Origin of the sequence: Pseudomonas xantholysinigenes (assembly GCF_014268885.2) — a bacterium.
Classification (GTDB): domain Bacteria; phylum Pseudomonadota; class Gammaproteobacteria; order Pseudomonadales; family Pseudomonadaceae; genus Aquipseudomonas; species Aquipseudomonas xantholysinigenes.
The window spans coordinates 302,050-318,863 of the sequence record NZ_CP077095.1; the positions used below are offsets into that span (position 1 = coordinate 302,050).

The window sequence follows — 16,814 nt, forward strand, 5'->3', positions numbered from 1 at the left end:
GACACCATGAATATGCAGATCCCCGGATTCGACATCGATCACGAGCTTGGCCAGGGCGCCATGGCCAGTGTGTACCTGGCCACCCAGCGCTCGCTCGAGCGCAAGGTGGCGCTGAAGATCATGGCGGCCAGCCTGGCCGCCGACCCGACCTTCTGCGAGCGCTTCCTGCGCGAGGGCCGTACCCTGGCGCGGCTGGCGCACCCGAACATCGCCACCATCCATGACATCGGCAATGTCGGCGAGCTGTACTACATGGCCATGGAGTACCTGCCCAGCGGCACGCTCAAGGAGCGCATCGCCGAGGGCCTGACGCCCGAGCAGGGCCTCGCCTACGTGCGTCAGATCGCCCAGGCGCTGGGCTATGCCCACGCCCAGGGCCTGGTGCACCGCGACGTCAAACCGGCCAACATCCTGTTCCGCGCCGACGGCACCGCAGTGCTGTCGGACTTCGGCATCGCCAAGTCGCTGGATGACCGCACCCAGTTCACCCAGGCTGGCTTCGCGGTCGGCACGCCGAGCTACATGAGCCCTGAGCAGGCCCGTGGCATGGAGATCGACGGGCGTGCCGACCTGTACGCGCTGGGCGTGGTGCTGTACGAGATCCTGGTCGGCAAGCTGCCGTACAACGGTACCGATGCGCTGTCCACGGCACTGGCGCACCTGACCGAGCCATTGCCGGAGCTGCCGATCGAGCATGGCCGCTACCAGGACATCCTGCGTGGCCTGCTGGCCAAGGACCCCAACGAGCGTTTCGCCGATGCCGCGGCCTTGCTGGCCGCGCTGGATCGCCTGACCGTGCAGGCACCGCTGGATGAGCGCGATAGCACGGTGCTGCGTCCGCTGGTCGTGCCGCCGCCGCTGGCGCCGCAACCGGTGTCCATCGAAATCCCCCAAGTCGTGGCCGAGCCTGTGCCACGGCCCGCGCCCAAACCACAGCCCGCGCCGGTGGCGAAGTCCGGCTCGAACAAACCCGCCAAGGCGGTATTGGCCGTGGCTATCGCGGCGGCCTTGGGCCTGGGGGGCGCGTTCTTCTGGTTGCTGGGTGGCAGCGACGAGCCAGCCGTCGTGCAGGCGCCGACCGACACCGTCGCCCCTGCGCAGCCGCCAGTACAACCGGTAGCGGCCCGCGACGATGGCCGCCCGTTGCTGATGCCCGGCAAGCAGACCCTGTTCCAGCGGGTGCTGACCAAGCCCGACGCGCAACTGCTGGCCCAGCCCGGCGATGCGTCGGGAGCAAAGCTGCCGGCGTTCTCCGTGCTCTACGTCTACCAGCGCAAGGATATCGGCGGCAAAGCCTGGTTGCAGGTGGGCGCCGCCAGTGATGGCCAGCGCGAGGGCTGGTTGCCGGCCGAGCAGACCAGCGACTGGAAGCAGAGCCTGGTGCTCAAGTTCACCGAGCGCTCGGGCCGTTCGCCGGTGATGTTCATGCGCCAGGTGGACGATGTGCAGCAGTTGCTCGACGATACCGCCAAGGCGCGCGACAGCTTGCTCAAGGCGCAGAACAGCCCCGACCAGGTGCCCCAGGTGATGGCCCTGGAACCGGCGGCCAGCGCGGTGCCGCAGAACCAGTTCTACCTGATGCCGATCTTCGACTACCGGGAAAGCTTCGATGCCGAAGGCCAGCCGGTGCAATTGCTCAACATCGCCTCCATCGACCCTGGCAGCAGCGCCCGCGACAGCGCGCCCAAGGCCGCCGGTGTGGCAGCGGCGAGCGACAACGGTTTCCGCACCGGCATCGTGCTGGTGGTGGACACCTCGGTGTCGATGCAGCCCTACATCGACCGTGTGCGCCAGGTGGTCAGCGAGCTGCAGCAGCAACTGGCGGCACGTGGCGAACTGGACAGCGTCAGCTTTGGCCTGGTGGGCTTTCGCAACAGCGTCAAGCGCACCCCCGGCCTCGATTACCTGAGCAAGACCCTGGTCAGCCTGGAGGAGGGCCGCGACCCGGCGCGCTTCCTCAAGGCAGCATCCCAGGTCAAGGCCACCAGCGTCTCCAGCCATTCGTTCAACGAGGACGCTTTCGCCGGCGTGATGCAGGCCGTCGAAGGCATGGACTGGTCGGGCTACGGCGGGCGCATCATCCTGTTGGTCAGCGATGCCGGCGCGCTGCGCAAGAACGACCCGTTCAGCAGCACCCAGATGAACGAGGCCGAAGTGCGCCAGGCCGCGTTGAGCAAGCAGATCAAGATCTACGCCCTGCACCTGCTGACCCCGGCCGGCGTGAAGAACCACGGCGCGGCGCAAGCCCAGTACCGCGTGCTCACCGCCGACAGCAACCCGCAGATCGGCGACCTGTATGTGGGTGTGCCGGGCGGCGAAGTCGGGGTGTTCGGTGAGCGTGTGCGCGAGATCGGCTCGACCTTCGCCGAGTTGGTGCACCAGGTGCGCAACCAGCAGCCGCAGCCGGTGCCGCTGCTGACCTCGGCTTCGAGCCTGGCGGCCAAGTCCCAGGCCATCGGCTATGCCATGCACATGGACTTCCTCGGCCGCCACGGCGCCAGCCAGGCGCCGCAACTGGTCAGCGCCTGGACCGCCGACCGCGACCTGACCAACCCGGCGTTGCCGACCCTGCAGGTGTGCGTGATGCTGACCAAGCTGCAGCTCAACGACCTGCAGCAGTCGCTCAAGCTGATCGTCGACGCCGCGCGCAAGACCCGCAGTTCGCCCGGCGACTTCTTCAACGAGATCGCCAGCGCCAGCGCCTACATGAGCCGCGACCCCGGCGCCCTGCGCAAGGGCGCCAACCTGGCCCAGGGCGGGGTGCTCGGTGAATACCTCGATGGCCTGCCGTACCGCAGCAAGTCCCTGGCCATGACCCAGGACCTGTGGCTGTCGCTGTCGGTGGCCGAGCAGGAGGACTTCATCGACGAGCTGGACTCGAAGATCCGCCTGTACGAGACCTTCCACAACGACATGGCCAACTGGGTGCGCTTCGGCAATGCCGAGCCGGGTGACGCTCTGTACCGTGTCCCACTGTCGACGCTGCCGTGATGATCCGCCTGGACGGGGTGCGCAAGACGCGCGGGCAGGGCGCCCAGCGCTACAGCCTGCTGGTCGACCAACTGCACCTGGCGGCGGGTGAGCGGGTGGCGCTGGTCGGCCCCAGCGGCTGCGGCAAGAGCACCTTGCTCGACCTGCTGGCGTTGGTGCTGGCGCCGGATGCGGCCGAGGGCTTCAGCCTGGATGGCGAGGATGTGGCCGGGCTTTGGCGCGGGCATCGGCTGGATCGCCTGGCGACATTGCGCAGCCGGCACCTGGGGTATGTGCTGCAGGCGGGCGGGTTGCTGGGGTTTCTCGATGTGCGCGGCAATATCCGCCTGCCCCGGCAGCTGCTGGGCATGGATGACGACGGCAGCGTCGAGCGCCTGGCCGAGGCGTTGGATGTGCACGATCAGTTGGGCAAGAAACCCGCCACCTTGTCCCTCGGCCAGCGTCAGCGGGTCAGTTGCGCCCGTGCCCTGGCCCATGGCCCGGCCTTGTTGTTGGCCGATGAGCCGACCGCCGCGCTGGACCCGGTGAACGCCGAGCGGGTCATGCAACTGCTGCTGCGCGAAGCTGGCGAGCGCCAGGTCACCTGCGTGGTCGCCACCCATGACGAAGCCCTGGCCAGGTCGGCAGGCTTGGGCCTGCTGCGCATGAGCTGCCGGCGCGATGCCGACGGCGGCGTCACCGCGACCCTGGCGAGGGCCGCCTGATGCGCCCGCTACTGATCGCCGGGCTGGCCTGGCAGGACTACCGCAACGACGCGCGGCTGTCGGCCTGTGGCGTGCTGGCGCTGGTGGCGGTGATCGCGCCGCTGCTGGTGCTGTTCGGCCTGAAGTTCGGCCTGGTCGGCAGCCTGACCGAGCGTCTGCAGCGCGATCCGGGCGTGCGCGAGATCATTCCCTTGGGCGGTGGACGCTTTCGCGGCGAGTTCATCGAGGAACTGGCACAACGCCCGGGAGTGGCCTTCACCATCCCCCGGACCCGGCAGATCGCCGCCACCGCCGAACTGCTGCTGCCCGCCCACGGCCGTGGCCTGACGGTCGAGATGCTGCCCAGCGCCGAGGGCGATCCCTTGCTGGCCCAGGTCGCTCCCCCGTCGGGGCTGCAACAGGTGGTGCTGAGCTTTACCGCTGCGGAAAAGCTGGGCGCCAGGGCCGGAGACGAGCTGCAGGCCAGCTTCAGCCGCCAGCAGGCCGGGCAGATGCAATGGCGGCAGACGCGCCTGCAGGTCCTCAGCGTGTTACCCCTGGCCGCGTTCGAGCGCGATGGCCTGTTCGCATCGTTGCAGTTGCTCGAGGCCGTCGAAGACTACCGTGATGGCCGCGCGGTGCCGGCGCTGGGCTGGCAGGGCGAGGCGCAGGGCTCCGTGGCGCAGCGGGTTTACCCGGCGTTTCGCCTGTACGCCCGCGAGCTGACCGACGTCGAGCCGCTGCGCCAGTTCTTCGCCGAACGCAAGCTGCTGGTCTCGACCCAGGCCGCGCAGATCGCCCAGGTGCAGTCGCTCAGCCGCAACCTCGACCTGGTGTTCTGGATCATCGCCAGCCTGGCCGTGGCCGGCGCGGTAGCGGCCATCGCTGCGGGCGCGGTGGCGGCGGTGGAGCGCAAGCAACGCGAACTGGCGGTGCTACGCCTGCTGGGCTTCGGCACCGCCGCGCTGTTGTTGTTCGTGATGCTCCAGGCGCTTTACAGCGGGCTGTTCGCCGCGGCGTTGGCGGGCCTGCTGTACCTGTTGGCCGAGCACGGCCTGAACCGACTTTTCATGCAGGTGCCCGGCGAGTTCGCCAGTCACCTGTTGCCCATGCACTACCTCGTTGCGTTGTGTGCCGTGCTGCTGGCCAGCACCGCCGCCGCCGCCCTCGGCGGCTGGCGCGTGGCGCGCATCGAGGCTTGCCAAGGAATTCGTGATGTCTGACCGCCGCCTCGGGGCTGTCGCCCTGATCCTCACCGCGCTGAGCCTGGGCGCCTGTTCCCAGGCCGATGGCGACGACAAGGCCAAGCCGGTCGCCCAGCCCCAGGCTGGGAGTGAGAGCAAGCTCGATAATCCCAAGCCGCTGCCGGGCGATGTCAGCCTGCCGCTGCCCTGTGGCGGCGAGCTGGTTTTGCGCAGTGTCTACGTGCTGGCCCAGGGCAGCCTCGACGACCGCGAGGTCAACCTCGGCTATCCGTTCAGCGAAGGCGAGGCCGGTTACAAGCAGTCGTTCATCTCGGGCTACCGACGCGACTTCATCAACGGCCAGTTCAGCCTGCAGGACCTCGCGCCGCAGTGGCAGAAGGCCGTTGGCCCGACCTTGCCGAAGGTCGACAAAGGCAGCCCGCTGACGCCGATGATGTACTTCATCGGCAAGTACGAAGTGACCGCGCGCCAGTATGCCCAGGTGATGGCCCAGGCGCAGTCGCTGGCCAGCGGCGAGGCTGCACCGGCCTGCGCGGCGAGCAACGATGCTGCCGGGCGTCTGCCCAAGGTCAAGCTGTCGCGCTTCGAGGCCGAGCGCTTCGCCGCGGTGTACAGCGCCTGGCTGATGAAGCATCACCGCGATCTGCTACCGGTCAGTGGCCGTGGTGGCAAGGCCGAGGATGGTGGCATGGGCTTCGTGCGCCTGCCCACCGAAGTCGAGTGGGAATTCGCCGCCCGTGGCGGTTCGGCGGTCAGCCGCCAGGAGCTGGAAGGGCGCCTGTTCCCACGCAAGGTCGAAGGCGCCGACAGCGAGGGGCCGCTGGCCGACTTCGCGGTGTTCAACCAGGTGGCCGGTGGCACTGGGCAAGCAGCGCGGCTGATGCCGATCGGCACCAAGCAACCTAACCCGCTGGGCCTGTTCGATGTGATCGGCAACGCCGCCGAGATGGTCCAGGAGTCGTTCCAGCTGGTGCATGCCGGTCGCCTGCAAGGCGCCTACGGCGGCTTCGTGGTCAAGGGTGGCAACTACCTCGAAGGCGAGGGCACGTTGTTTACCGGCATGCGCCGCGAGTACCCGCTGTTCGGCGCCGATGGCACCGAGCAGCGCAACGAGACCACCGGCTTCCGGGTCGCCATCGGCGCCTTGTCGGCACCGCGTTCGCGCTATCAGGAGCTGTTCGAGCAATGGCAGAAGGAGGGCCGCCTGGCTAGCCTGACCGACGATATCGACGCCGCCCAGGACCCGACCAAGCGCCTGGACAGCATCATCGCCGCCGCCAATGACCCGCGCCAGCAAGCCGAGCTGGGGCTGGTCAACGAAGAGCTCAAGCGCAATGTCTCGCTGATCGCCCGCCAGCGCGAGGAAGCCGCCGGCAACCTGATCCAGTCCGCCGCCCTGGTGGCCGAGACCATCAACAACTACAACATCCGCCTGACCAACCTGCAGAACACCCAGGCCAAGGCCCAGGCCTCGGGCGACCAGACCAGCGCGCGCATGTACGGCGCGGCCATCGCCAACGGCCGCGCGGCCCTCGACGGCGCCGTGGCGATCTACATCGACAACCTGGCCAGTGGCACGCGCTACACCGATGCGGTGATCCAGGCGCAGTTCCAGCGGGTCAAGGAAGAACTCAATCGCAAGCCGGTCCTGGGCAACAGCCTGGTGACCCGCGCCACCCTGTTCGTCCGCCACGTCGGGGAGTACCGCCAGAACCGGCGGGCCGATCCGGCGACGATCCTCAAGGAGCTGCTGGCATCGGCCGCCCCGCGACCCTAAGGACAGCTTCCGTAGAAAGGACTCCCGGGTGGCATGACGCCCCCGGTTACCAAGAAACCCAAGAAGAGAAACCAGACCATGTTCACCCGCAAACCCCTGATCACCGCATCCCAGGCCCGTACCGCGCTGCTGCTGGCCGCCGGTTTCAGCACCGTGCTGTTGAGCGGTTGCGCCAGTTCGCCGGCGTCCAAGGTCGGCGCCACGACCAAGGTCGAGTACTACCCCAACTGCTACGAGCCGGTGCAGCACCTGCGCTCCACCGACGGTGACATGACCCGTTCGGTCGCCACCGGCGCGCTGCTCGGCGCGGTCGGCGGTGCCCTGACTGGCGCCCTGGTCGACAAGGACAACCGCGGCCGCAACGCCGCCATCGGCGCCGCTGGCGGTGCCCTGGTCGGCGGCGCGGCTGGCTACTACACCGAGCGCCAGAAGCAGATCAGCGACGACAAGCAGCGCATTGCCTCGTACGCCGCCGACATCGACAAGAGCGCCGCCGACCTGGACCGCACCACCGCCTACGCCAAGTCGTCGCAAAGCTGCTACCAGCGCGAGTTCGCCAGCCTGATCCAGAACCGCAAGTCGGGCCGCATCAACGACACCGAGGGCCGCAAGCGCCTGGCCGAGATCGTCGCCGGCCTGCAGGAGTCGAACAACCTGCTGACCACGGTCAATGGCCGCCTTGGCGAGAACCTCAACAACTACACCCAGGCCTACGAGCAGGACCTCAAGCAAGTGGGCGTACAGCGCACCGAAGTGGTTGCCGTTGCCGAGCCGCCGAAGGTGGCCACCACTGGCAAGAAGAAGGACGTGAAGAAGGTCCAGCCGGCCAAGACCAACAGCAAGGTGCCACAGGAAGCGGTGGCCACCGAGAAGACCCTGCAGAACGCCAACGGCAAGAAGACCGAGGCCCAGCAGGTGGCCAAGGCCGGCGCCGACCAGGTCAATGCCATGTGCCGCAACCCGGACATGGGTGACTGGGCGCCGGTGCCTTGCCCGAACGTTTGATAACGCGCCAGGGGCGCTTTGCGCCCCTTTCGCGACGCCGTCCTGTAGCGGCCTTGTGCCGCGAAAGGGCTGCAAAGCAGCCCCGGCAATCTTGAATTGAAGCGGCCATGTCGCAAAAAATCGCCAAGACCTTCAAAGGTCTGCCCCCAAGGCTCTGATTCATGTGCAAGGAAACCGATTCGTGACAGACCTGCTTTCCACCCGCCTGGGCAATACCTCGCAGTTCATGGCGCGTCAGCGCATCCAGGGGCGGATCAACCTGCCGCAGATGTTCGCCGCCATCGATGCCGATCCACGGATCGTCGGGGCGGGCGTGGTGTACATCGACGCCGACTACAACGTCATCACCTTGCGTGAGTTCCAGCCGATCTGCAGCATCCGTCCCAAGCGCGTGATCCTGCGCGAGATCAAGAAGTACCAGACCCCCGACCAGTACACCCAGCAGTTGCAGCACAACCCGCGTGAGTCGCGGGTGGTCAAGGAGGCGGTCAACACCACGCTCTCCTGTGCAGGTGCCGTGATTGGCTGGTTCGTGGTGTTCAGTGGCACCATTGCCGCGCCATTTTCCGGTGGCACCAGCCTGGTGCTGACCTACATCGGTGGTGCTGCCGCCACCGCCAGTAGCATCCAGTGCAGTATCGGTGTCATACGCACGGTGCGTGAAGTGACCAACCCGGCGGCCAACGATGCCCTGGATGAGAGCCAGTGGTACCAAGCCGCCTCGAAAGTACTTGATGGTGTTTCCCTGCTGGGTGTCGGCGCGTCGGGGCTTAGCACGTTGAAGTACCTGCAGGTACACAGGGCCGCAACCGGGCGTAGCTGGCTGGAACTGTCCAAGAGCCTCAGTCGTCAGCAGCGCAAGGCGCTGACCGATGAACTGTTGTCGATCAAGCACCCAAGCCTGACGGCCAAGCAGATCAAGTTGCAGCAGGCTGCTGGGACCATGACCAAGCGCTATACGCCGACCGAGATCAGCCATGCCACGCAGACCCTGATGCGCGACTCGCTCGGCGCCACCTTGGGACTGGCTGGCAGTGCGACGGTACAGAGCATCGCCGTGGGGCTCTACGAGGAAGTCGAATGATGATGACGCCGGCAGACTTCCAGGCCTTCATGCGTCGTTACTTCGCGACATTCTTGCTGGGTTTTTTCATGTGCGTGATTTCTGCGGCGTTGTCATCGGGCCAATGGATAGACAGCCATTGGCGTCACCACCCGGACAACCCCTCGTACACCCTGCTGGCCAGTGCCTTGTCCACCTTGTTGTTGTGTGGTGGGCACTTGGCGATGGTCCGTGGCCGTATCTGGGCCATGTGGTTGGTCCTGCCCGTGCCGGCAGTGGCCTTGTTGATGACGCTGAGCCTGGTCGGCAGCGGTTTGAATGCCGTGCTACTGGCGATCATGCTGGTGCTTCCTCTGCTCGCGCTGCTGGTCTTCAACAGTGGTCGCCATCGGGAAATGCGCCGGCGCCTGATAGAGCTGCGTCAGCTGAGGCGCTGACGCATGACGTGTCAGATGCAACTCAAGGACTTTCTCCGACGCTACTTCGGCGTTTTCATCGGTGCGTTCTTCGCCTCGATCATCGCCGTTGCCTGGACCTTTGCCCTGGCCTGGAGCAGCTATTGCCGCAATTGCGCGCAGGATGGCCTGTTCCCCCTGGGCCTTTATGGCCTGTTTGCGCTGTTCGCTTTGGGCCATGGCGCCGTGGTGCGTGGGCGGGCTTGGGGTACCTGGCTGATCGCCGGCATGTGCATCGCGTGCATGCTGATCACCTTGCCCACCTATGGGCACAGGCCGAACCTATTCATCTACACCGGCAGCCTGTTGGCGGCATTGGCGGCATTGGTGGCCTTGCTGCTGCTCAACAGCCAGCGCTATCGAGAGATGCGCAAGCGGCTGGCGGAGTATCGCCAGCAGCGGCGCCAGGCACGTCGCTAGGGGCGGCAAGATCCCGCATCACTTCTCTGCTCCCGCTCCTGGCTCTCATCACCATACTTGCCCTCGGATCGCCCGCTCGTCGCCGCAGTGGGTATGGTGTTGATAATGCTGGTTCGGTGGTTATACTAACCACCAATCGGCCAGCCCAAGGAATGGGTTCATGAACAGCCGTGAAATGATTTCGGTGATCGAGGCGGATGGTTGGTACCTGGTGCGTTGCAAAGGCAGCCACCATCACTTCAAGCACCCTGACAAACCTGGGCTGGTAACCATCCCGCACCCGAAGAAGGACCTGCTGCCCGCCACCGCGGCCAGCATCCTGCGCCAGGCGCGGATCGTCTACGCCAGCTGACGAGGAGGCTTAATCCCATGTTGTTTCCCATCGCCATCCTTCCCGGTGACGACCAGTACGCCTGGGGCGTTGAAGTGCCGGACATCCCTGGCTGCTTTTCGGCGGGTGAAGACCTCGACAACGCCATCGCCATGGCCCGCGAGGCGATCGAGGGCCATCTCGAGCTGCTCGCCCAGGACCAGCAGGAAATTCCCAAGGCCAGCAAGGTCGCCGTGCATGCGGCCAATCCGGCCTATGCCGGCTGCACCTGGGCGTTGATCGATATCGATATCACCCGCTACCTGGGCAAGGCCGAAAAGCTCAACATCACCCTGCCGGCCTACCTGCTCACCCGTATCGACAGCTATGTGCAGAACCACCCCGAACACAAGAGCCGCTCGGGCTTCCTGGCCGAGGCGGCGCTGAAGATCCTCCAGGGCGAGGGTAAGTAGTCAGGCCGTGCCACCGGTGGGCAGGCGCACGCTGACGCGCAGCCCGCCGCTTGCGCGGTTGCGCAGGACCAATTCACCGCCATGACTGGCAGCAATGCGCTGGGCGATGCTCAGCCCCAGGCCGTAACCGCCCGAGGCCTGGTTGCGCGAGCCCTCGCCGCGCACGAACGGGTCGGTGACGGTCGCCAGCAAACCCGGCGCGATGCCGGGGCCACGGTCGTCGATGTGGATGCACACCTCATGGCGGGTGCTTTCCAGGGTGACCGACACCTCCCGGGCATAGCGCAGGGCATTGACCAGCAGGTTCTGCAGGCAACGTTGCAGCAACAGCGCATCGACCCGTGCCTGGCCCGCCTGGCCACGAATGGGCAACGGTTCTTCAGCGCTGGCAAGGTCGGCGCACAAGCGGGCCACCAGGCGATCGAGGTCCACTTGTTGCAGGTTCTGCTGCTCGCCCGCGCGCAGGTAGTCGAGCACCTGGCCGATCATCCCGTCCATCTGCGCGATGTTGTGGCGCAGGCGTTCCTTGTGTTCACCGTCTTCCAGCCGTTCCAGGCGCAGGCGCATGCGCGTCAGCGGTGTGCGCAGGTCGTGGGACACCGCAGCGAGAAAGTACGCCTTGTCGTTGACCATGCCGATCAGCCGCTGCTGCATGGCGTTGAAGGCCTGGGCGGCCTGGCGCACTTCCTCGGGGCCATCCAGCGGCAGCGGCGCTTGCGCGAGATTGTGGCCTAGGCCCCGGGCGGCGTCGGCCAGGCGGCGCAGCGGGCGCAGGCACAGGCGCACCGCCAGCAGGCACACCAGCAGCACGGCGACGATGCGCAGTGCGTAGACTCGCAGCAGGTAGTCGCTGATCAGCACCCAGGCCGATTCGCCGCTCCAGCCCTGCAGCTCCTGGCCATCGATGATCAGCCAATGGCCATCGACCAGGGGCACGGCGAATTCCAGGTGGGCCTGGGCGGTACGCAGGCCGAACAGGCTGCGCCAGACGATCGGCTGACCCTGCTCGTCGGTGAGCTGGACCTTGAGCAAGCGTGCCTGTGGATCGCGGCCCAGCTCATAGGCCAGCGCCTGGTGCAGCAGCAGCTCGATCCGTCGATGGCCGCGGCGCTCGTCATGCTCGGCTGCCGGCACGGCTTCGGCGCAACGCACCTGGTAGTGACGGGGCAGCGCGAGCGCCGCGCCATGACAGTCGGCCTGGGCGATCAACGGCGCGCTGCGCGCCGCGATCAGCCGCACCGGCGCTTCCAGCACCTGGGCGAAACGCACATCGAACCAGATGCTGCTGGACAGCAACTGGATCACCAGGGTGCCGCTGATCATGATCAGCAGCAGTTGGCCAAACAGCGTGCGCGGCCACAGCCGACGGAGCCAGCGCACTTCAGGCGCCCAGGGCTTCGCGGGCCAGGCTCAACAGGTAGCCTTCGTTGCGGATGGTGAGGATCTGCGCGCCATGGCCGCAGGCGCGGCGCAGTTGCTGGCGCAGGCGGCTGATGCACATGTCCACCGAACGGTCGTCGGGCAGGTGGTCGCGGCCGAACGCGCTGCGCGTCAGCTGATCGCGCGACACCACGCGGTTGTTGGCCTCGAGCAGTTCGCGCAAGACCCGGTAGTCGGAGCGGGGCAGGGTCTGCGTTTGCCCATCGGGGTGGGTGAGCAGGCGCTTGACGTGGTCCAGGCGAAAGCCGGCAAACACCTGTGGTTCAACGACCGGCTCTTGCGTCACGGCCTCCAGGCGTTGCGGCCGGCGCAGCACCGCCTTGATCCGCGCCACCAGTTCGCGGGGCTCGAACGGCTTGGCCAGGTAGTCGTCGGCGCCAACTTCCAGGCCAATGATGCGATCCAGAGTGCTGCCCTTGGCCGACAACATGATCACCGCCAGGCCGGGTTGCGCCTGCAACTGTCGGCACAGGCTCAGGCCGTCCTCGCCGGGCAGCATCAGGTCGAGCACCACCAGGTCCACGGCGTGGCGCGCCAACTGCTCGCGCATCTGCTCACCGTCAGCGGCGGCCAGGGCCTGGTAACCGGCATCGGCCAGGTAATCGCAGAGAAGTTCGCGGATTTCGTCGTCATCGTCGACGACCAGCAGGGTCGTGCTCATGGTGCGGGGATACCTGTGCGAGGCAGCGTTTGGCTGCTCATTACGTTCGATTACATCCCCGTACATGCCATCCATGGAGCCGAAGGGGCGGATGCCTAGAATCGTAACAAAAAATCATCTGCGAATACGAAACCTTCCCAAATGGTACGACAGAGCATCATGACCGACGCATACCCCGTTCTCCGAGGCGGCAGTCGCCTCACCCCGCTTGCCTTCTTCGTCGCCCTTGGGCTGTCCGGCACTGCCGCAGCCGCCAACCAGGCCGTGGAGCTGGATGCCACCACCATCGACAGCAGCGCCTTGCCACTGGCCGACGACAGCGGCCAGATCGGCTACACCGTCGAAAGCACCCGCAGCTCGACCGGGCTGAAGCTGACGCCGCGACAAACCCCGCAGTCGGTCACCAGCATCACCCGCCAGCAGATGGACGACCGCGACATCCATACCATCGAGCAGGCGCTGGACACCACGCCCGGGGTGAGCATGAGCAAGATGGAAGTGGGCGGGCGCACCGACTTCCGCGCCCGCGGCTATTCGATCAGCAACTGGAAGATCGACGGCTTGCAGTTCCCCGGCGGCTCGGACTTCAGCGGTGGCGGCAACGCCCTGAACATGGACCTGTACGAGCGCATCGACATCGTCCGTGGCGCCAACGGCCTGCTTGGCGGTACCGGTGATCCGTCGGCCACCGTCAACCTGATCCGCAAGGCACCGGGCAAGACCTTCGGTGGCAGCGCCTACGCCACCTACGGCAGTTGGGACAAACGCCGCCTGGGCGCCGACCTGAACCTGCCGCTGTCCGAGGATGGCCGCCTGCGCTCGCGTTTCGTCATGACCCAGCAGGACGCCAACTCGTTCCGCGACAACCAGTCCGAGCGCTCCCGCGCGGCCCTGGCCAACTTCGAGTTCGACCTGGACGACGCCACCACCCTCGGTGCCGGCTACCAGTACGAGTACAACAAGGTGGTCGGCGGCGGCTGGGGCGCCAACATCCCGATCTGGTACGGCGACGGCAGCAAGACCGACCTGCCGCGCAGCACCAACGTGGTGCCAAGCTGGAGCTTCGGCGAGTACATCACCCGCACCACCTTCGGCTCGCTGGCGCACCGCTTCGACAACGACTGGAGCCTGGACCTCAAGGTTGCCCAGAGCACAGGCGAGGCCCTCAACCATCGCGGCCTGGCCAAGGTCAATTCATCCGGCCGCGGCGTCTATGGCGGCTACTGGGACCAGGACGGCAGTGGCGCGGTGCTCAACGGCCTGCACAGCTCCACCGACACCACCCAGCAATCGGCGCAGATCGACTTGTCTGGACCGTTCCAACTGCTGGGCCGCACCCATCAGGCGATGGTCGGCTACAACGACAGCCGCACCGTGGCCTGGTCGCCGCAGTACAGCTGCAGCATGGTCGGCGGCGGCAAGACGGTGAACAGCGGCGTGGGCTGCCAGTTCCGCGCCAACAACGGCCTGGGCCTGAGCAACTGGCTCGATGGCGTGGATGACGACTACGCCATGCTGGCCTCGAAGACCGGCCTGCACAGCAAGACCACCACCCGCCTGCAGGGCCTGTACGCCGCTACCCGCCTGAGCATCAGCGACCCACTGTCGGTGATCCTCGGCGTGCGCAGCACCGACTATTCGGCCACCACCCGCAACGTCAACGGCGCCCGCAGCAACCAGCAGAACAACGGCATCGTCACTCCCTACATGGGCGTGGTCTACGACCTGAACGACACCTACTCGCTGTACGCCAGCTACACCGACATCTTCAACCCGCAGACCGAAGAGACCGCCAGCGGCACCAAGGTCGAGCCGATCCGTGGCCAGAGCTACGAGAGCGGGATCAAGGGCGCCTGGTTCGATGGCCGCCTGAACGCGTCCGCCGCTTACTTCCGCACCAAGCAGGAAAACAAGGCGGTGATGGACGGCGACCTGCTGACCCCGACCGGCGCCACCGCCTACAAGGCCGGCTCCGGCCAGGAAACCGACGGCATCGACCTGGAAGTCGCCGGCGCCCTGACCCCGAACTGGAATGTCTATGCCGGCTACACCTACCTGCACTTCCGCCGCCTGGACAGCGACGGGCGCAGCGATCCCTCGCACCTGTTCAAGGCCTCGACCACCTATCGCCTGTCCGGTCCGCTGGACCGCCTGACCCTGGGGGCTGGCGTTACCGCGCAGAGCAACATCCGTGCGATCTCCTCGCCAGCCGGCCAGCCGAGCAATGGCGTCAGCCGCAGCGCGAGCGATGTGAACTGGTCGGGCTATGCCATCTGGAATGCCATGGCCAAGTACCAGCTGACCGACGACACCAGCGTCAGCCTCAACGCCAACAACCTGTTCGACAAGCACTACTACACCCGTTACGGGTTCTATGCCGGGGCGATCTACGGTGATCCGCGCAACCTGGCGTTGACGGTGAGTACGGCGTTTTGAGCGCTGTTGGCTGGCAGATCTTGCGGTAGTGATATCGGTTGATCCAGCCGGGTATCGAGCTGATCCCAATCCTCGCCGAACAGCTCCGCCGGATGCATGGTCCGCTCCGCCCCATTGCCGCAGGCCAGCGCCTTGGCCGGGCAGTACAGGTCGCAGCCCCAGCAGATCCGCTCCGGATGGCTGGGGTTGCTGGGAAATTTCTTGGCCATGGTCTCCCTCCATGAAGTGAGTGCCTGCGCTCAGGCTATGCCGCGCATGGCCAAGGGGCTTGACCGGGGTCAATGCCGCTAGCGGATAGGCCCCGGCGCTTCCAACTGGCTCATCAGGTCGTCGTTCCACGCGCCCTCGACCTGCACATGCGCCGCCGCGCCGAGCATCACCGCCTCGATCAGGTTGTGGTTGAGGTAGGTGTACAACCCAGGCTGGCGGAAGCTGTACAGCGCCGCCCCCGCCGCGCCCCCGGGGATAAACCAGGTTTCCAGGTTGCGTTGCGGCGGGTTGGCGAACTTGCCCGCCGCCCAGACATAGTCGCCATGGCCGCCGATCAAGTGCGGGCGGGTGTCGCGGTTGGCCTGGGAGTGGACGATCAGCACCGTCTCGCCGACCTTGGCGGTCAGCGCCTGCTTGCCGGTCAGCGCGCCGACGCTGCCGTTGAACACCACATGGCTCGGCACCAGCCCCTTCATCAGTTGGCTCATGTCGCCGAAGCTGGCCATGGGGTTGGCGTAGCGCTTGTATTTGCCGTCCTTGTCGCGGGGGATGTAGTAGTCCTGTTCACCGATGTACCACACCTTGTCGTACTTCAGCGGCCGGCCCTCGGCATCCTTCAGCCCCTCGCGCGGCAGCACCATGATCGCCCCGTTCATACCGCACACCACATGCCAGGGAATCATCGCCCCGCCCGGCGCGCAGTGGTACACGAACACCCCGGCACGGTCGGCCTTGAAGCGCAGCTTCACCTGCTCGCCCGGTTTCACATGGGTCAGCTCGCCGCCGCCCAGGGCGCCGGTGGCGGCGTGGAAGTCGATGTTGTGCATCATGCTGTTGCTGGCCGGGTTGACCAGCGTGAGTTCCACATAGTCGCCTTCGTGCACCACCAGCAACGGCCCCGGCACCGAGCCGTTGAAGGTCATGGCATGGATGTAGGCCCCGGCCGTGTCGATGGCCAGTTCCTTTTCCTCGATGACCATGCGGAACTCGACGATCCGCGGCTTGCCCGGCGCCCGTTGGCTGTGGGCATGGACCTGCGGTGGCGGCACCAGCTCGACGCTTACCCGTTCCAGCTTGGCCAGGTCCATGGCGGGGTCGGTGATCACGGCCGGCGCTGCCGGTGCGGCCTGGGCCAGACCGGCGCCGAGTACGGAAGTGCCGACGCCCAGCAACACCGTGCCGGCGAGCATGCCACGCCGGGTCAGGGCAACGCCTTCTTGCTCACTCATGGGGCTTCTCCTTAAGTCGACGGGAATCGTCTGGCACAGGAATAGCCGCTTTAAACGTAAGGTTTATTGAGCGAAAACAAGAAGTGGGTGGGGTGGGCGATGTGTCGCAGGGGGTGGAGAGCTGAAACGAAAAAGCCTCGACGGAAGTCGAGGCTTTTGGGAGATGGTGCGGCACCAGGAGTCGAAAAAGCTCGTAAATAACTGAAAATAAATATTTTTCTGTAATGTTTTTTTGATTCTATCTCTAAAACTATCCGTCGAGATTATATCCGTTGTTTAACTGGTGAGTGATACTCCGGGTTGGCCCGAATAAATGGCGGTTGAGTATCTAGTAGCAGATGTTTTTGCGCTCGGCGTATAAGTGTTCCCTACAGTATTAAGTTTGCGATATAAGAGCGATTAAACACCATGAGTGTTTTTGTTGCATTTCGGAGGGCGTAAAAATTATACTGAGCC

General features: G+C 65.9%; 15 protein-coding genes. 11 read left to right on the forward strand and 4 right to left on the reverse strand.

The features are described 5' to 3' along the window. Positions 1–6 precede the first annotated feature (6 nt). The 10 genes from HU772_RS01365 to HU772_RS01410 all read left to right on the forward strand — a co-directional run bounded on the left by HU772_RS01365 (position 7) and on the right by HU772_RS01410 (position 10,382). The gene (locus tag HU772_RS01365) at positions 7–2,991 is read left to right on the forward strand and encodes a serine/threonine-protein kinase (RefSeq protein WP_186653866.1); all 2,985 of its coding nucleotides are present in this window, start codon (positions 7–9) and stop codon (positions 2,989–2,991) included. Further along, positions 2,991–3,695 (forward strand): ABC transporter ATP-binding protein, encoded by a 705-nt coding sequence (locus HU772_RS01370; RefSeq protein ID WP_186653853.1) that lies wholly within the window; start codon positions 2,991–2,993, stop codon positions 3,693–3,695. Before HU772_RS01365 ends, HU772_RS01370 begins: the two co-directional genes overlap by 1 nt. Next, positions 3,695–4,897 carry an FtsX-like permease family protein gene (locus HU772_RS01375; RefSeq protein ID WP_186653851.1) on the forward strand — a complete coding sequence of 401 codons (1,203 nt, stop codon included), beginning with the start codon at positions 3,695–3,697 and terminating at the stop codon, positions 4,895–4,897. The genes HU772_RS01370 and HU772_RS01375 overlap by 1 nt, the downstream gene beginning before the upstream one ends. Further along, entirely contained in the window at positions 4,890–6,656 is a 1,767-nt protein-coding gene (locus HU772_RS01380; protein WP_186653848.1) for a formylglycine-generating enzyme family protein, read from the forward strand. Before HU772_RS01375 ends, HU772_RS01380 begins: the two co-directional genes overlap by 8 nt. A 78-nt stretch (positions 6,657–6,734) precedes the next feature. Next, positions 6,735–7,661 (forward strand): type VI secretion system-associated lipoprotein TagQ, encoded by a 927-nt coding sequence (gene tagQ / locus HU772_RS01385; protein WP_186653836.1) that lies wholly within the window; start codon positions 6,735–6,737, stop codon positions 7,659–7,661. A gap of 226 nt (positions 7,662–7,887) precedes the next feature. Continuing rightward, complete coding sequence (gene ssp4 / locus HU772_RS01390) at positions 7,888–8,745, forward strand: Ssp4 family T6SS effector (RefSeq protein WP_186654167.1); 858 nt, start codon at positions 7,888–7,890, stop codon at positions 8,743–8,745. Then, positions 8,742–9,161, forward strand: a complete 420-nt coding sequence (locus tag HU772_RS01395) for a hypothetical protein (protein ID WP_217858748.1) — start codon at positions 8,742–8,744, stop codon at positions 9,159–9,161. The genes ssp4 and HU772_RS01395 overlap by 4 nt, the downstream gene beginning before the upstream one ends. Before the next feature lie 3 nt (positions 9,162–9,164). Beyond that, positions 9,165–9,599 (forward strand): hypothetical protein, encoded by a 435-nt coding sequence (locus tag HU772_RS01400; RefSeq protein WP_186653822.1) that lies wholly within the window; start codon positions 9,165–9,167, stop codon positions 9,597–9,599. 160 nt (positions 9,600–9,759) lie between these two features. Beyond that, a complete protein-coding gene (locus HU772_RS01405; protein WP_134693260.1) occupies positions 9,760–9,951 on the forward strand; it encodes a type II toxin-antitoxin system HicA family toxin in 192 nt (63 codons plus the stop codon). Positions 9,952–9,968: 17 nt separating this feature from the next. Continuing rightward, positions 9,969–10,382, forward strand: a complete 414-nt coding sequence (locus HU772_RS01410; protein ID WP_186653820.1) for a type II toxin-antitoxin system HicB family antitoxin — start codon at positions 9,969–9,971, stop codon at positions 10,380–10,382. Here the strand turns inward: HU772_RS01410 and HU772_RS01415 are convergent, their stop codons facing one another. After that, positions 10,383–11,762 carry an ATP-binding protein gene (locus HU772_RS01415; protein WP_186653818.1) on the reverse strand — a complete coding sequence of 460 codons (1,380 nt, stop codon included), beginning with the start codon at positions 11,760–11,762 and terminating at the stop codon, positions 10,383–10,385. A gap of 1 nt (position 11,763) precedes the next feature. Then, entirely contained in the window at positions 11,764–12,483 is a 720-nt protein-coding gene (locus tag HU772_RS01420; RefSeq protein ID WP_186653815.1) for a response regulator, read from the reverse strand. A gap of 141 nt (positions 12,484–12,624) precedes the next feature. Between HU772_RS01420 and HU772_RS01425 the strand changes: the two genes are divergently transcribed. Next, positions 12,625–14,919, forward strand: coding sequence for a TonB-dependent siderophore receptor (locus tag HU772_RS01425; RefSeq protein ID WP_186653812.1), 2,295 nt, complete (start codon positions 12,625–12,627; stop codon positions 14,917–14,919). Here HU772_RS01425 and HU772_RS24895 read toward each other — a convergent pair. Both HU772_RS24895 and nirK read right to left on the reverse strand, forming a co-directional pair. Further along, the gene (locus HU772_RS24895) at positions 14,871–15,128 is read right to left on the reverse strand and encodes a DUF3079 domain-containing protein (RefSeq protein WP_225923082.1); all 258 of its coding nucleotides are present in this window, start codon (positions 15,126–15,128) and stop codon (positions 14,871–14,873) included. The genes HU772_RS01425 and HU772_RS24895 overlap by 49 nt on opposite strands. A 78-nt stretch (positions 15,129–15,206) precedes the next feature. After that, entirely contained in the window at positions 15,207–16,298 is a 1,092-nt protein-coding gene (gene nirK, locus HU772_RS01435; RefSeq protein ID WP_437182422.1) for a copper-containing nitrite reductase, read from the reverse strand. Positions 16,299–16,814: the final 516 nt, after the last annotated feature.

What these genes read in the sequence shown, in the direction of transcription:
- HU772_RS01400 (WP_186653822.1), top strand. Translation starts at nt 9,165, where the DNA reads ATGACGTGTCAGATGCAACTCAAGGACTTTCTCCGACGCTACTTCGGC.
- HU772_RS01420 (WP_186653815.1), bottom strand. Translation starts at nt 12,483, where the DNA reads ATGAGCACGACCCTGCTGGTCGTCGACGATGACGACGAAATCCGCGAA.
- HU772_RS01410 (WP_186653820.1), top strand. Translation starts at nt 9,969, where the DNA reads ATGTTGTTTCCCATCGCCATCCTTCCCGGTGACGACCAGTACGCCTGG.
- tagQ (WP_186653836.1), top strand. Translation starts at nt 6,735, where the DNA reads ATGTTCACCCGCAAACCCCTGATCACCGCATCCCAGGCCCGTACCGCG.
- HU772_RS01370 (WP_186653853.1), top strand. Translation starts at nt 2,991, where the DNA reads ATGATCCGCCTGGACGGGGTGCGCAAGACGCGCGGGCAGGGCGCCCAG.
- HU772_RS01380 (WP_186653848.1), top strand. Translation starts at nt 4,890, where the DNA reads ATGTCTGACCGCCGCCTCGGGGCTGTCGCCCTGATCCTCACCGCGCTG.
- HU772_RS01395 (WP_217858748.1), top strand. Translation starts at nt 8,742, where the DNA reads ATGATGATGACGCCGGCAGACTTCCAGGCCTTCATGCGTCGTTACTTC.
- HU772_RS01425 (WP_186653812.1), top strand. Translation starts at nt 12,625, where the DNA reads ATGGTACGACAGAGCATCATGACCGACGCATACCCCGTTCTCCGAGGC.
- ssp4 (WP_186654167.1), top strand. Translation starts at nt 7,888, where the DNA reads ATGGCGCGTCAGCGCATCCAGGGGCGGATCAACCTGCCGCAGATGTTC.
- HU772_RS01365 (WP_186653866.1), top strand. Translation starts at nt 7, where the DNA reads ATGAATATGCAGATCCCCGGATTCGACATCGATCACGAGCTTGGCCAG.
- HU772_RS24895 (WP_225923082.1), bottom strand. Translation starts at nt 15,128, where the DNA reads ATGGCCAAGAAATTTCCCAGCAACCCCAGCCATCCGGAGCGGATCTGC.
- HU772_RS01375 (WP_186653851.1), top strand. Translation starts at nt 3,695, where the DNA reads ATGCGCCCGCTACTGATCGCCGGGCTGGCCTGGCAGGACTACCGCAAC.
- HU772_RS01405 (WP_134693260.1), top strand. Translation starts at nt 9,760, where the DNA reads ATGAACAGCCGTGAAATGATTTCGGTGATCGAGGCGGATGGTTGGTAC.